The following is a 15625-nucleotide window of genomic DNA, read 5'->3' as shown; positions in this document are numbered from 1 at the left end:
GTCTCGGTTAAGTCTCATCGCTTGTCCTTTTCTTGGTCGAAAACGCAAGTTAGAAACCTAACCATCCCTAGAATTCACTTTCTAGGGATTTTTTTTGTTTTCAGCCTAGATCGGATTTACTTGACGATGAGAATCCGCGAGTTCATTTTTTGAGTTCAAAATAACAGGAGCTTCTTCCGGAATATGCAAATGCAAAGCCAAGAACGCCGTAAGGATACTTGCAAAGAGGGAGAGAACAAGGTGCCAGCCATTAAGGACGATGCAATCGCCTTGATCAAAAGCAAGACAACAAACGCCGGGAAATCAAGACCGAACGCCAGCAAGACCACCGTATTTCCAAGGCCCAGCCTAAAGAAAGGGACCGTTCGAGGCAGGAACATTTCTGCATACGAAAAAAGAAGAGTCAACGCCCCAAGATAGGCGATATAGTTTCTATCGCGCAACCGCATCAAAGCCCTCCGAATCTTCAACGTCTACGATGATTTTATTGGGAAGGCACACAAGAGGCTTTGCAAAACCTTGACGAATACAGATTTTTTTCGGACAAGGAGATTCTACAATGCGGGCGCGACCATTCTTGACCTGTACGGTGGTTTCACCTAAAGGTCCCGGGGTCTTGTAGGATATGACTTTCATCATAACCAAATACGGCAAAAGCTAGCCTAAAGCAACTTTCCCAAAACAATAAAAAAGAGTCTGCATTTTTCAGCAGGCCCATTCGCTAAAGAATCATAAGTTAGGGAGTTACAATCTTCAAAGTTTCGCGTCCAACTCGCACAAGATATGTTCCCTTCGGCATGCTCTTCAACGCAATCCGAGAACCGAATCCGCACTGGACGACATTGCCATTCAAGGTAAAGATGGTCCAATGAGAATCATTTTCCAAGCGGACAATCCCGGCAGACATGTCGTAGTTCATAGAAGGTTTCTCGACCTTCAAACGCAATCCCGTTTTGCAGTTTTCGTCACTGGAATTTTCACAGTTACTGAATTCTTCGCTACCGCTCAGAATGACGCTGGAAGAGGAGTTCGGAACTACGTCAGAAGAAGAACTTTCAGGATCCTTAGGCAATTCAGCAGCTTTAAACTGAATCTTCTGATTATCAGTTCCAGTGCGAACCCAGGTGATCAAGGGCATGCCAGGATCCTTGGAAATATTCAGGATGTCGCCAAGATAATCATCATCGTAATTGGCAAACAGGAAGTAGCCCTTCTTTTCAGAAGCATTCTCAATGCGGATTTCGCAGGGCGTAGCGCTGGTGCGAACCGTATCCAGCAAGGTTGTAGACGGGCAATAATACTTCTTGGTACCATAATTCTGCAAAGTGTAGTGACGCTTGGTTTTCCCCTGAGCGATTACCCAAAGTTGATTATCTGCAGTTTCATCAGCAGTCTGCTGAACAACCATATCCCCATCATCCTGTAAAGCCAAGTTGCTATGGCTTACCGTAAGACGATAACCGCCATCCTTTACAAGGGCATTATTTACTTTGTCTACACCAGCGGTACGTACAATCTTCTGAATGTTTCCATCACGATCGTAATACAGATAATCAATGTTCACGGAACGTCGATAAGTCCAGCCACCTGGAGAATTGGCGCCGTGATGCATAAAGTACCAATGGCCCATATATTTGAAAATGGCCTGGTGGTTAGTTTCGGAATTATCTTCCTTGGCGTTAATCACGCCCTTCTGAGTCCAGGGGCCGTTAATGGTCGGAGCCATGGAATAGTTTGTGGTAGACGGATAACCGGAAGCGTAACTGAAGTAGTAGTTTCCGCGGAACTTGTGCATCCAGGGAGCTTCAAAGAAATCCTTGATGCCAATATCTTCGGGCTTGCTTGCCAGCTCGACCATGTTCTCTTTCAATTTTACACGACGGCCAGCACTCCAGGAGCCCCAATAAAGCCAGATGTCGTCCCCATCGTAGAAGATGGCGGGGTCGATATTCAACTTAACATCGTTTTCAGTAAGGTCCGTAATGAGGGCAGAACCGATGGCGTCTTTCCACGGGCCAGACGGATGATCTGCTACGGCCACACCAATGGCAAATCCTTCATCCTGTTTAATGGATGCATGATGAACCGCCACATACCAGTAGAACTTTCCGTTACGATATTCGCAATGGCCTGCGAAGGCACTGGCATCAGCCCACTTGAAAGTCTTGTAACTGAGAACGGCACCGTAATCGTGATAATTTTCCATATCATCGGTGACCATCACATGCCAATCGTTCATCAAGAAGAACTTATTGTTGGCTCCTTCAGGGCCCTGTTCATCGTGGCCAGCAAAAATAAACAAGCTGTCGTTGTAGACAAGTGCCGCAGCGTCTGCAGAATAAAAATCCGTAGTCAAAGGATTAGCAGCCTGTGCAAGGCCAAACCCAAACACAGCGGCCATTGCACAAGCTGCAACCCCCAAATGCTTCCTTATACCCATATCCCAACTTCTTTTTGAAACTACGCCATATCCCTTAATTACTTCACGCGAACAATGAAATTGCCCTTGGGCAGATTTTCAAAGCGGACATCTGCACCCACCATAGAGCCACGAACATTGCGCACGCCCACAATTTGACCCATGGAATTCAACAGGTAAACGTTATTGATGTTAGAGTCATTCAGGCGAACACTATAGACACCTTCCATGCGGGAAACAGAGAAGCGAGCACCTGCAATTTCGCTTATGCGAATACCCGTACCGCAATCCTCGTCAGATTCGCAACCGGAGTCGCTAGATTCTACAGTTTCATCACTTGAGGAAGAAGCTTCCACGCTTGCAGCCTTAAAGATGATATTGCCAATAACAACTTCTCCGGACTGGCCGCTAGCGGTAAGGTAAAAATCCTGAACCCCAGACAACTTGGACTCGCCACCCAGCGAGGAACACTCAACCTCGCTCCAGCCGTTTTCGGCCTTTACGGTCTTACTCAAGTCGCATTCAGAAATTACCTTACCGTCCTTGGATCCAGCGTGCAGGGAGAGCTTACCAGAACCATTCTTAACCTGCATGCGAACCGCGGTACTTGTAATGGAATCCGTCACCACGTTCTCGAAAATGGCATAGCCCCCATCCCTGATAGCTAGCTGATCATTTTCATCAAGACGAATACGGATACCATTATCAAAGCCGTTACCCGGAATCGTATCACGGATCACGCGCAAGAAATCGATGCGGTCCAGTTCAGAGAAGAAATCATTGGGAACGGGGCGAACTTCAATAAAGTTACCACCACGCTTAAGTGTAGCAGGAATCATGACCACAGAATTTTCGGGGAAGGTCCCCCAGGAACCCGTAGGCGGCAATTTCACAATCCGCTCTTTTCCATTGACAGAAACCCCGTGGGTAGCATCACCCGTACCGCCATTGGCATAACGGTAGCGCAGCAAATATTCACCCGCCTGGGGAATATTCATAGGCAAACGAATTACAGTACCCTCGGTATTGATATAAGCCAAGTATTCACCGTTAGACGCAGTCTTGCTAGAGGTAATCACCAAATCGCCGCTAACACCGCGAGTCAAAGCACCATGTTCCACTTCGGCACTCAAATAACGCCCCAAGAAAGGCTGGCCCATTTCGGCCCAGTTGTCATCCGTGAAAACGACATCGCGAATATGGATGTGATTGTACTTGTCGCCGGCATTATCATAGTAGTGATGGACAAAACGGACGCGGTTAATATCCTGGAACGGTTCGCCACCACCGGGGCCCACATAGCGACCATAACGTTCCAGCAAGATAGTGCCACCGCCAGTCGCCATGTTGTAACCAGCCCTATCCTTGTAAGGACCGGTCACTTTATCTGCGCGGCCATAGGCGGTTTTGTAAGTGGTCTGCTCAATGTTGTTACCCTGCTGGCAGCACTTATCCCATGCAGTAAACAGGAAGAACTGGCCATTATGTTCAATCAGGGCCGGGCCTTCTTCAGCGCCACCACTGGCAGTACTTGTACGACGGGCAATGTTATAGACAGTCATGTCATCGGAAGCCTGGTAGCCAGTCTTGCCATCAATCTTGATCAGCTGAATGCCCAAGCCAAAAGAACCGAAGGCCATCCAGTATTCACCCTGGCTAGTCTTGATAATATCGGAGTCAATGGCGTTATACTTGTCAGTACCTTCCTTGGTGTGGAACACATGACCCTTGTCAGTCCAGCCGTAGCCAGCCGTACCTGGAATCATGGACTTGGAAGCGGTATAACCGATGGCGGAGTTGCGCTTACCAAATTCAGAACCGCAGTAATAAACACGGTATTCGTCATCAAACTTGTAAATATCCGGAGCCCAGACGTCTTCCATGCCGGGGGCGTACTGAGCAAGCCAGGACGGCACAGCCTGCATGGTACGACCGTTATCCTTCCAAGTGTAGGCGTCTTCGGAAGTCCAGAGCTGCAGATGGTTATTGGTACTCATGAGAGCATAGCCATCATCCAGGCGAATCATGCTTGGGTCATGCCCAGGCTGCAAGTTATCCTTGGCATACCAATCGGCAGCCAAAGCAGAACTAAATGCAGCGTTTAACACCAGCATTCCCACCACAGAACCGGTAAAACGTTTCATGACCATACTCCAGACAATAATATTTTCAGTTATAAACCAAATCCCAATTTTATAGGGAATATAAAATTCCATCAATTAAAAGTCAACATTTTTATTAAGAACAGGCCCTAAAGTAAGCTAAAAATACACTTCAAAACTACCCAAACAGAAATCAAACATCAAAATTAGACGTCTACACTTCAACATTTAATGTCCACACTTTTAATCATTCCACATTGGACGTTTCCTCATGTTACACAATCCATACAGAAATTATTTTAAAGAGAAAAGTTTTATTTACAGAAGGCAAGGAGAAAGTCCATGAACATCTTCCGTTTTGGAATAGCCCTGGCATTGAGTCTAGCCACCACCACAATGGCCGCCACTCCCAACCGCATCGGCCCCGTCACCCAATACGGTCAGCTGCAGGCAGATAAGAATGCCAGTAACCAGGGCCGAATCTATGGATCCTGCAAAGATTACAACAAGCAAAGCGGAAACGCAGTAAAGGTCAGGGGTATGAGCCTTTACTGGAGCCTTCTCAAGGACGCCACCGATAAATATTATACAGAACAGGCTATCGACGCCATGGTCAGCGAAATGAACATAGAAGTCATCCGTTTCGCCATGGGCACCGCCAGCGACTGGGGCAACAAGGGCTACGACTCCGACCCTTATACCCAGGAAAGCCTCCTCAAGACCGTAGTGGAAGCTGCCATCAAGAACGACATCTACGTCATCATCGACTGGCATTCCCATACGGCCCACACCGAAACCCAGCTGGCCAAAAAGTTCTTCAAGAAAATGGCCCAGACCTACGGCGGCTACAACAACGTCATTTTTGAAATCTATAACGAACCCGCCAAGACCTGCCATACCGCCACCGGCGCAGACGATGAATGCGAAAAAAGCAATGAATTCGTCACTTGGTCAACGGTCAAGTCCTACGCCGAAGAAGTCATTCCCGTCATCCGCGAATATTCCGACAACTTGATCGTAGTCGGTACGCCCTCCTGGTCCGCAGACCTTAGCGGCGCAGCCCAAAGCCCCCTTACCGGCTACAGCAACATCGCCTACACATTCCACTATTACGGTTCCACCCACACCGTAAGCAACCAAGGCAATAGCGCCGCAAACGCCATCAAGAGAGGCCTTTCCGTATTCGTAACCGAATGGGGCGTATGCGAAGCCTCCGGCAACGGCTCCATCAATAATGAAGAAAATACAAAATGGCAAAATTGGATGAACACATACGAGTTGTCCGCCGCCAACTGGTCCGCCTCCCAGGTCAACGAAGCCTGCGCCGCATTCACTCAAGACGATCAGGGCAAAGGCTCCCTGATGAACGAAACCTACTACACAACCTCCGGTTCCATGGTAAAGGGCTACCTCTCCAGCAACCCAACCTCCTACAGCGAATGTGAGAGCGGATACGAAGTCCCCGAATACATTCCTGACACCCCCACCATTCCCCAGGACGCCGAAGACGGCAGCGATATCATTGACGATCTGGAAGATGGCGACAACTTCCCCTACACCCCCGGCGAATGGATCGCCTACACCGACAACACCTCTAAGGACGACGACGGAAACAGTCCCAACTCCACCATAGGAAACTCCTCCAAAACGGTCAAGGGACAGATCGCCTACGACATCACGTTCCCTAACCTAAACGAATCCAATTATGTAGCAGGACTCCAGGATATCAAGCTGGTAAAGGGCGACTATATGTACGATCCCTACGTTACCTTGGCACTAAACCTGAATAAGGACGACGGCTACAACCTAAGCAGTTGCACCGCCATCAAGTACGAATACAAGGGAGCCGCCCACAATTTCAAGGCCGTCATGGCCGGAGACTTTGACGGAAAACTCACAGAATACAATAATCACCATACAAAAGTTAACGCTAGCGGCACCTGGACAACAGCCGTCATCGACTGGGGCGACCTTTACCAGGATGTAGGCTGGGGCAAAGAGGCCGAGCTGGACAAAACCAACATCGGACGATTCTCCTGGGAAGTCAAGGACAAAACCTACAACTACCTATTCGTAGACAACATCCGTTGCAACGGCACAAAAATCGAAAGACCCGCCTCCAGCGCATCTACCGATGACATCAGTTCCAGTTCTGGCGAAATTTTGCTTCCACCCACCAGCGCATCCTCCGGAGACATCAGTTCCAGCTCTGACGACGTTCCGCTCCCGCCCACCAGCGCAAGCTCCGGAGACATCAACTCCAGCTCTGACGACGTTCCGCTCCCGCCCACCAGCGCATCCTCCGGAGACATCAGTTCCAGCTCTGACGACGTTCCGCTCCCGCCCACCAGCGCAAGCTCTGCAAGCCAGCAGACTGAAAGCAGCTCCTCAATGGACGAATGCTCCGACTGCGAAACAACAACCATCACTAAGGCTCAAGCAGCCCGTGCAGGCTACACCATCAGCCGCCAGGACAACACCCTCAGCATCTACAGCCCCAACGGCAGCGCCTTCAAGGTTGAAATGTTTGACATCATGGGCAACACGGTTATGAAAACCCGCGCCACTGGCAGCATCAGCCTCCAGCTGAACAATATGCTTAGCGGTACCTACCTAGTCCGCATCAGCGGCAAGAGCGGGGCGTCCACAATCAAGGTGAACGTAAAGTAAAAAAAGCAAACAAAAAAAAGAACATTAGACAAGAGGCCCGGTCATACGACCGAGCCTTTTTCGCTCTTCCTGCCGAATACACTTCTGGCAAGCATTCGCATCATCACCTTTTTTTACCACACTCACCAACAATCACCGCATTATAATTCTTCTCGTAAGAAAAAATTGAACCCTTTAAATCAGCACGCCAAGTTCCCTGAAACACCATTAGCATACCCACCCTCTCCCCCAGGAACCCTCATCACCCACTTTTCATAAAAAACAGGTTCACGGGGACTGAAAACAGGTTCACGGGGACTGCAGGATTCGCACATTACCGAATCCGGGAAAAACCAGTTAGAATCCGGCGGCAAGTCAACATTTTCTACAAGATGAAGACTATATTCATCAGCATCCTTGCCGAATTCCGCACAGAATTCAGCAGGATTCTTCCGAATCCTGATCGATCTCAACCGATCCTTGTTGCAAAAACAAAAAAAAATAGACTGCATTTTCCCCAGAAAAAGTCTGCTTTTGCTTCCCAAAACCCAGCCCATATTTTCACTTCAGGAGTTGCGTCGTCCCGAAAAGAGAACGCACATAAAGAGAATCGCTTTCATTGAAGAAAAATCAATCAAATCACAAGGCAAAACAGAAAAAGATCGTTCGCAATAGCCGGCAGAACATATTCCCCAGTCATTCCCCTAAACGGGTTTCTCTTAGCCTTATCCCAACCCTCACAGGTCAAAATCCGTCTCAAAGCGCGTATTCACCCTTTCACTCCACAAATTAATCGTAAAAGAGACATCATTTAGCATCTCATAGTACGTCAGAACAAATCCAGTATCCGGTACTATAAAAACACCAACATCCCTATAAAAGCTGAATTTGGCAAAACGGAATCCGATTCGGAAGAACCAGATGACGCGAAAAAGGAAGCAGAAGCCACTAGCGTAACAAGCAAAACAACTTTGTAAAAAAGATTGTTAGACAATACACTCCCCAAAATATTTAATCAACCACAAACAACGTAAAAAATAATCAGCGACATCAACATAGTTCACACCAGCAACAAAACATTCACACAAACATCTTGTAAACATTATTTTTCACAAATCATTACAAAACACAAACAGCAACACAACAGCAATACAACATACAACAAATGCATTTAACCAAAATACAGACAATACGCAAAACACCATACAAATTAAAATTTTATTAAAAATAACTTATTTGTTAAACGAAATAACAAAATATTATATTGCCTCCCAAATCAAAATTCACTAATAAACTCAAAATGGAGGCATAATGATAACATTAGCTATAAAAAACAAAAATCTAGTTTCTTCCGTAACTGCAACAGGGAAAATCATTTCCTACACAACCGTAGACAACCGCGAATGCGCGGATTTCACCTCCCAAAGTAGCATCAGCATTTCTGAAAGTTTGATACCCTATTCTAACAAGGCGTTCACAATTACAGCCTCTTTCAAGGCCAACAAGACAACGACCTCTGTACAGTCTTTCATTAAGGGATCCAAAATTCCCTTCACCATCACTTTGGTCAAAGCAACCGCTACAACCTTCTACGTCAAATGCGCGACCACCGCAAACGGCCAAACTCGAGCCTGTCAGTCCGACAAGGCTTTTGCTTACGGAACATGGCACAGCTTTGAATTAGTATTACTCGAAAACGTATTCTTCTTCTCTGTGGATGGAACTCCCGTCGGTCGCAGAACATTCTCTGCATTACCGACATCCGCTGCAGTTTCAACATTCGTTATCGGCAACGGATTCACGGGACAACTTGAAAGCGTCACCCTGTCAAACACCGTTAGCACCGCAAACACAACCACAGAAGAAAATCTTGCAGCCAAGGGATACCGCGAAAAAGACGGTAAAAAAGAAGACCTTAGCTATGACGGCATTGACACCGGTTCCCTCACCAACGAAAATGTAACCGTCGTCAGCGGAAGCAATTGTTCTTATAATCGTTATAGTAAAGGAGTCATTTTCTGGTCTCCAGCATACAAAAGCGTCTGGATGTCTACAGCCATATTCCATCGTTACCTGACTGTCTTGGAATCCGCAGCGATTGGCCTGCCGATGGCCGACGAAGCCCCCGCAGACACCAATGGTTCTGCATACTGTATTTTCGACATGGGTGCAATATTCAAGCGCGGGACAACAACCTATTTCATGCCCAGCGGCATTTTGACCGAATGGACAAACAGTAAGGCAGAAGGCAACGAATTGGGCTTTCCCTCAAGCGACCAATACCAAATCACGGTCGAAAGCACAAATGTCTGCTACATGGAATTCGCAGACGCCTATATTTTTGAATTCAAAGCAGCCAGCGGATTAGATAGCATCGTTAGACTTTCTAAAGTTGCAGGCGAAGCATATCTAAAGAACTACAGTACACTCGGTCTAATTGACGAAACCTTCGACGGTTATACAAGTACAACTACACTCTTGACCAGCGTGTCTCGCGTTGAGTACACCTACATCAAGTGTTCAAAAAAAGTATGTTGCATTCAAAAGAAAACGACAGACAATTCAACTACATCTAGTTCCAATGTCACAAGTTTCAATCTGTCTCACGAATTCTTTGATTATTTTGCCAAAACCGGAGGATTAGACTACCAAAAAAAATTCGGTGACTACAAATACCCACTAGCACCAGAGAAAACCCGTTCTGACGGAATATCCTACCTCAACTGCAATGGAGGCGTCATTGTCAAATACAAAAACGGGAACATGTACGACTTCTCTCTATGGAAGCTTATATTAATCCGTATCGCAGCAGGGGCCATTAATGACGGTGCAGGAGATAACAAAGCAGAACTTTACATTGAAACATACCTTACAAGAAACGGCAAGAAAATTGTAGACGGCAAGCGTTGGCCCGATTACAGCAAACGCACAGACGGAGGTACAGCCTTTGACATCGTATACGAAGGAAGTGTTGTAGATGCAGCACACCCGGCAAACACAAACGTCTACTACGATTTGAACACTCTGCAAGGCGAAGACACCATCAACCTCCACATCAGAGTCTACGATTACGACAAACATACATCAAACGACTATCTCGGAAGTTACACAATTAATCTTGATATTACAAGTGGATGGGGCCTTGTCAGCGATGTTCTAAGTTCTACACAAAGATTAAGCTATACTAAAAATAATTCCGGAACATCAGCCACATACACTCAAATCTACTTGATGAATACTGGCAAAGACAATAAAAATGGTTACAAGAACATCAAGTTGGACCTTAGTTTTAAAGGAAAACAAGAAAAAGTCAACGTCGATGATTACTTCAGAAAATACGGTTTCTGGTCAATCGACAATTACAAGACAGAATCAAAAATTAGTCGTACCACTTTCAACTCTACTTTTGGAGCTCAGACCGGTGATTGGTATGATTGGATTTTGCATTTTTGGGACAACATTTGGTACGAAATCGTATCTGATAACTTCAGTGGCAAAGAAGGTCAGTGCTTCGGACTATGCACAGAAGCAATACGTGCATTAAACAAAAAAAGCGCTTACACACTTCCTTTAAACGATTGGACATTCACCAAAAGCCGTAAAAACGAACATATCAGTAGCGAAAGCCAAGTTGAATCTGGTTTTGCAGAAACCATTCGCATTAAGCACACATTCCAGGCAGGCTGGGCACACATCAATATGCTGATTAACAAATGCGTCGATGGAAAGATGCTCATTTACAGCGGAGTCTATAAAGACATTGAAGCCACATTAAAAAAAGACAAATACTGCCTTGTCAACCTTTGCGATGGGGTTTCAAGCGGACACACCGTGTTGGCATACAAGTGCAAGGACAATAGGATTTATGTCGCTGATTGTAATTACCCCTGGTGGGATTCAAAAGCATCCGACAAGGACGCTTCTTACATCAGCTACAACAACATAAGCAAACCATTCCATTTAAGCATTTCCAACAAAAATTATTCTATTTGTTATTGCACACCGTACTCCATCGTTTCAAAGTACCCGCGAGTACCGTCTTGGTGGGATTTGACAAAGAAGCTATTCGAAAGCGTATTCCTCATCGGAAATTTCGCGGCAAACAATCTCAAGGAATTTATCATATTCCTAGCCACATCCGACTGCGAGATTGAATCTTCGGGATCCACCAAGTTCAAGGCATTCGACATACCCATGCCGTCTACAGCGAATGGCTCTGGAATCGGTCTAAAACTTTATTTTGCAGAAGCAAATGAAAATGCAAACATTTCCATCAAGAATAAGGGTATCGCAACTCGTTCTGTGGCCATGATTTCTCGAAAGAAGATGTCCACCATTTCCATCACTGAACAAAACAAGAAGTTTGATTTCGTACTGAAGGGAATCCGTAAGGGGGCACCCAAGCTCAATCTGGCTACAAGCACGACAGCAAGTTCCATCAAAATTGCAGATTCCACGACACTCAAACCGGTTCAGGCCTTCAATTCAGCATCAATAAAGAAGGAAATCGTAACAGTCAAAAAACTGAAGTTCTACTTGAATAAAAAAACAAGTACAAAAAGCGAAATTCATTGCGAAGGTTGTTCTGCCATCACATCAACCAGTCAGTTTATTGGCAAATTCACCACACCCCTTGCAGCTACAAAATCTGCAAGAAGTCTGGCAGCCAATATCACAGGCTGTTCTAAATGCTGTAGTGAAATCACAGCAAATCTACTAAAAAGAAGCCTCTAAGGTATTTTAGGATAAAAAAAGTTTCCTTGTCAAATATGGCAAGGAAACTTTTTCTAAAAAATTTCATTAAAACCTTAAATTTAGTTACACGAAAAAAAAAATCATATTACAACTATACATTATATCAAAATACGCCCATAAAATCACACCTTAACAAAAAAAACATCCGCAATTTCTTGCGGATGTTTTTCCATAAGTATTAAAAGCTAAATCTTCTTATAGTGCTTGAAATACAAATCATCATCTCCAGTACCATTATTATCAATCATAATGACATGGAGCTGACCAGAAATTCCAGGAGCGCCCTTTCCGTCAAGATCCCAATAGGTGATTCCCTCAGGCTCATTTCTATAACCGTCAAATTGGAAACGGAAGTCATGCGACTGATTGGACCTGGCTCGAACCTTCACAAGAACGACTTTGTTTGGGGCATAAGCGAGATTGCTCGGAATATCGTATACCGTAATACCACCTTTTCTATTAGCATGGTTATAGATTTTTCCGCCCGTAGGACCTCTTGTCGGAGCACCATTAGTAAGATGGAGGTGATCATCATTGTCAAAGCAGCCGCCTTGCATCCATTCTCTATCTACGCAATCATCACCTTCTTCATCAACAACGCGGATTTGCGTGTAAAGAGTCAAGAAATCAGTTCTCTTAGCTTTTATTGCATTCAGATCAATCTTATAGACATAAATAGGAGAGTCCTTACTTAAGCCACCCGCAGAAGTAAACAATAATCCATTCTTTGGATTAATCGCAACCCAACCAAGTCCACCATATTTCTTTCCATTAGGAAGTTTCATTTTCTGAATCGTAATTCTAGTATGAATGTCCTTTGTTGAGAAAACAGCAATATACGGATCTCCATCATCGGTAACAGGAACAAACAAGTGTTCCTGATAATGATCAAGATCGCCTAAATGCTTACCGTAATGGTTCTTATAAATGCCTTTAGAAACATTCTCCTTAGTAACTTTTTCATTAAGGCTATGTTTTACAGGAAATTTCCACAAATTGCCATTTTGAGTAAAATACCAATTGGACTCATCATGACAAACGCCATTCAGTTCTTCACTCCAACCATTTTCACGATCCTTGGGATATGTGTTAATATAATCATAATGAACCATATCCTGACCAGGAGTCAATGTTCTTTCAATCCTGCCGTCATCTTCATCTGTTGCAAACCAACGGTAAGCGGGGAAAACCCATTGCTTTTTCGTGCGAAGATTCTGGATTCTAACACCATCTAAATACCAACCAGCACCCTTATTCGCATTATCATGGCCAATCACAATCTTTTGGATATCACCCAAATCGTCGGGGGCGGAAACTTCAATGGTATTTACATTGCCCGCCTCGAAATCATCCTTATCATTAGGGTCATCAAGATTCAACAAATTAAGAGTTGATCCCTTAGAACCAAAGATATTCATATAAACACGTGCATCAGTACCAGCATCATTAGCTTCACCCGTATAAATGGTAATCTTGTAATAAGTCAACTGGGATACAGATGACGGAGTCAAAGTAACACTAATCTTCTTGTCCCCCTCATCTTTTGCAAGCCAACGATTTGCAATGAAGTTCCATGTTTTACCGGAATCGGGATTCGTAATCTCAACATAACTCAAATACCAACCAGCCCTCTTATTTGCATTATCATGGCCAATAATAATGCTTTTAATTTCACCGAGATCAGAGGCGCTCTGAACCTCAATTGTATTCAAATCACCTGTTTCAAAGTCATCATTATCGGATTCATCATTGAGATTCACCCATGTATTTGTACCACGGGACCCCTGAATGGTCAGAAAGACATGAGCATCAGTACCAGCACCATCTACGTTTCCTGTTTTAATTTTAACTCTATATGTAGTCATTTTTTTCCTTTGTTTTTTGTTTATTGAGGTTAAAATATTTTTTTGATACAAATTTATAACCACACCCAAACAACGTCAATTTCACACAAAGTTCCAAAAAAAATGACATTACGCATTTAATCGCAAATAGAGAAAACAAAATGTATTACAGAATGCAATACAAAAGTCATATAACGTACAAACAAAAATTTCATCGTAAAAAAATATTATCACGCAATTATTCTTTGGAAAACAAAAAAAAAATCCATCCGCATAGCGAATGGATTCTCATTTTTTATTTGAATTGTTTACCTATAGCGCAGACGGATTCTCGGTCTTGAATCCGGATCCCAGGCGTTTATGTAATAGTAGTAATGATCATTGCCATAGTAACGAACGAATTCATTAATACAACCATTTTGTCGAGAAAAGGTTAAAGAGCCAGAATCTTTCGTCAATGTAGGAGTATTGCCAAGGAACAAATCCACATCGCTATAAGACATACAATCGTCTTCATTATTATCGGCATAAACTTCGATTTGTTCAGCATTAAACGGTCCGTGTATTTTTGACACAGTAGCTTCAGAAAGGCCAGGCCTACCACTAAAATAAAATTCTTCTTCATAATAAGGGGCAGCCTGTCCAATATGCAGAGGGCCGCTTCCATCCGGATCGGTTGTATAAGAAAAATCAGATTGGCCCGGTTCATTCGGCTGGTCATCAAATTTAACCATCAACATTTTTCGCACAGGCTTCTTGGCACCTATCGCAGAATACTCAAATATGACAGCTCCATCCTGGAAAATACCGTTTCCCGATATATGAGCAGGATTCTGGTCCCCCTGATTCTGGTGGATCAGATGCATTCCATATCCCTTTGAATAAGGGGCACCAAACACGTAAATTCTCTTGACATTTTTAAAGAGATCATCAAACATCGGCAGCTTATACTGCATAGGATCACTTGTCCGATAAGCAATAGCATGCTGCCATCTTCTACCAGCGATATCAAGAAGAATTCCTTTATGACGAATGTAGTCCAAAGCTCCTTCTGAAGCGGTGCCGCCCACACCCGAAATCATTGTAATCGGGTGATACGCATTTGTTGCAGACCATATATTACCATAATAGCTAGCGTTATAATCACGCATGTCGACAATTCTATACGGGAATTCATACTTATGCCCATTTTTGACGTCAATAACGCATTCATACACCGTATTGTTACTTGTCTTTATTTTAAAACGATAATGAAGAAACTTACCTTCTTGCCCAATGCGTTCCACTTCATTTGAGCCAGAAACAAAAGTTCCCACAACATAACCATATTTACTCTGCTGAGCAAATACAGATGCAGCCAAAGCAATTAAGCCAAGCAACGCAACCTTTTTCCACAATGATATCTTCATGTAATTCCCTTTCGGATTAACGCTCTAAAACTTTTAAAGCGATTTCATGTTAGAAAAATCACATTATTTTGTCTATGTGTTTTCATCTAAAAAAATTTTCCATCATTTTTTACAACTTTCTGCAGACAAAACATTTTGCTACACAATGTATTACATAGTTAGCAAAAATCAATACAGCAGTCATTCAAACAAATCATTTATCTATACATTATTCTCTTACTAACAATTTCATCGCACTTAAAAAAATTTTTTGAAAATACAAAATACACGATAAACAAAACAATCCACAAAAATATTTTTTTAAAACAAAGTCCGTATTTTTATACAAAATCTTATATTTTCGCAAGAAGATTCGTTAGACGAAAAAATCGGTTAGGAAGATTCTATTCATAAACTAACGAAAGACCTTCTCGTACCTCATTACAGTACGATTATTTAACGTACCGT

General features: G+C 43.9%; 9 protein-coding genes. 2 read left to right on the top strand and 7 right to left on the bottom strand.

The window, feature by feature from the left end; all coding sequences use genetic code 11:
• Positions 1-155: 155 nt before the first annotated feature.
• The 4 genes from BUB94_RS06910 to BUB94_RS06895 form a co-directional block, all read right to left on the bottom strand.
• On the bottom strand, positions 156-449 hold the full coding sequence (locus tag BUB94_RS06910) for a Gx transporter family protein (protein ID WP_073235412.1): 294 nt from the start codon (positions 447-449) through the stop codon (positions 156-158).
• On the bottom strand, positions 433-639 hold the full coding sequence (locus BUB94_RS06905; protein ID WP_073235409.1) for a NusG domain II-containing protein: 207 nt from the start codon (positions 637-639) through the stop codon (positions 433-435). The genes BUB94_RS06910 and BUB94_RS06905 overlap by 17 nt, the downstream gene beginning before the upstream one ends.
• A 97-nt stretch (positions 640-736) precedes the next feature.
• Complete coding sequence (locus tag BUB94_RS06900) at positions 737-2401, bottom strand: family 43 glycosylhydrolase (protein ID WP_073235450.1); 1665 nt, start codon at positions 2399-2401, stop codon at positions 737-739.
• Between the two features lie 77 nt (positions 2402-2478).
• A complete protein-coding gene (locus tag BUB94_RS06895) occupies positions 2479-4563 on the bottom strand; it encodes a family 43 glycosylhydrolase (protein WP_254793691.1) in 2085 nt (694 codons plus the stop codon).
• A 300-nt stretch (positions 4564-4863) separates the two neighbouring features.
• On the opposite strand from BUB94_RS06895, the gene BUB94_RS06890 reads away from it, so the two are divergent.
• Positions 4864-7191: a cellulase family glycosylhydrolase gene (locus BUB94_RS06890; protein WP_073235405.1), complete on the top strand. Its 2328-nt coding sequence runs from the start codon at positions 4864-4866 to the stop codon at positions 7189-7191.
• A 179-nt stretch (positions 7192-7370) separates the two neighbouring features.
• Here the strand turns inward: BUB94_RS06890 and BUB94_RS06885 are convergent, their stop codons facing one another.
• Positions 7371-7643: a hypothetical protein gene (locus BUB94_RS06885; protein WP_139260158.1), complete on the bottom strand. Its 273-nt coding sequence runs from the start codon at positions 7641-7643 to the stop codon at positions 7371-7373.
• An 838-nt stretch (positions 7644-8481) separates the two neighbouring features.
• Between BUB94_RS06885 and BUB94_RS06880 the strand changes: the two genes are divergently transcribed.
• Positions 8482-11904, top strand: coding sequence for a LamG-like jellyroll fold domain-containing protein (locus BUB94_RS06880; protein WP_073235400.1), 3423 nt, complete (start codon positions 8482-8484; stop codon positions 11902-11904).
• 206 nt (positions 11905-12110) lie between these two features.
• On the opposite strand, the gene BUB94_RS06875 is transcribed toward BUB94_RS06880, so the two are convergent.
• Both BUB94_RS06875 and BUB94_RS06870 read right to left on the bottom strand, forming a co-directional pair.
• Positions 12111-13853, bottom strand: a complete 1743-nt coding sequence (locus tag BUB94_RS06875) for a PLAT/LH2 domain-containing protein (RefSeq protein ID WP_254793697.1) — start codon at positions 13851-13853, stop codon at positions 12111-12113.
• A gap of 224 nt (positions 13854-14077) precedes the next feature.
• Positions 14078-15178, bottom strand: coding sequence for a DUF2278 family protein (locus BUB94_RS06870; protein WP_073235395.1), 1101 nt, complete (start codon positions 15176-15178; stop codon positions 14078-14080).
• Positions 15179-15625 lie beyond the last annotated feature (447 nt).

The organism is Fibrobacter sp. UWH9, assembly GCF_900129715.1.
Lineage (GTDB): Bacteria > Fibrobacterota > Fibrobacteria > Fibrobacterales > Fibrobacteraceae > Fibrobacter.
Note: the sequence above shows the minus strand (reverse complement) of the source record. Positions and strands in the feature narration are given on the sequence as shown.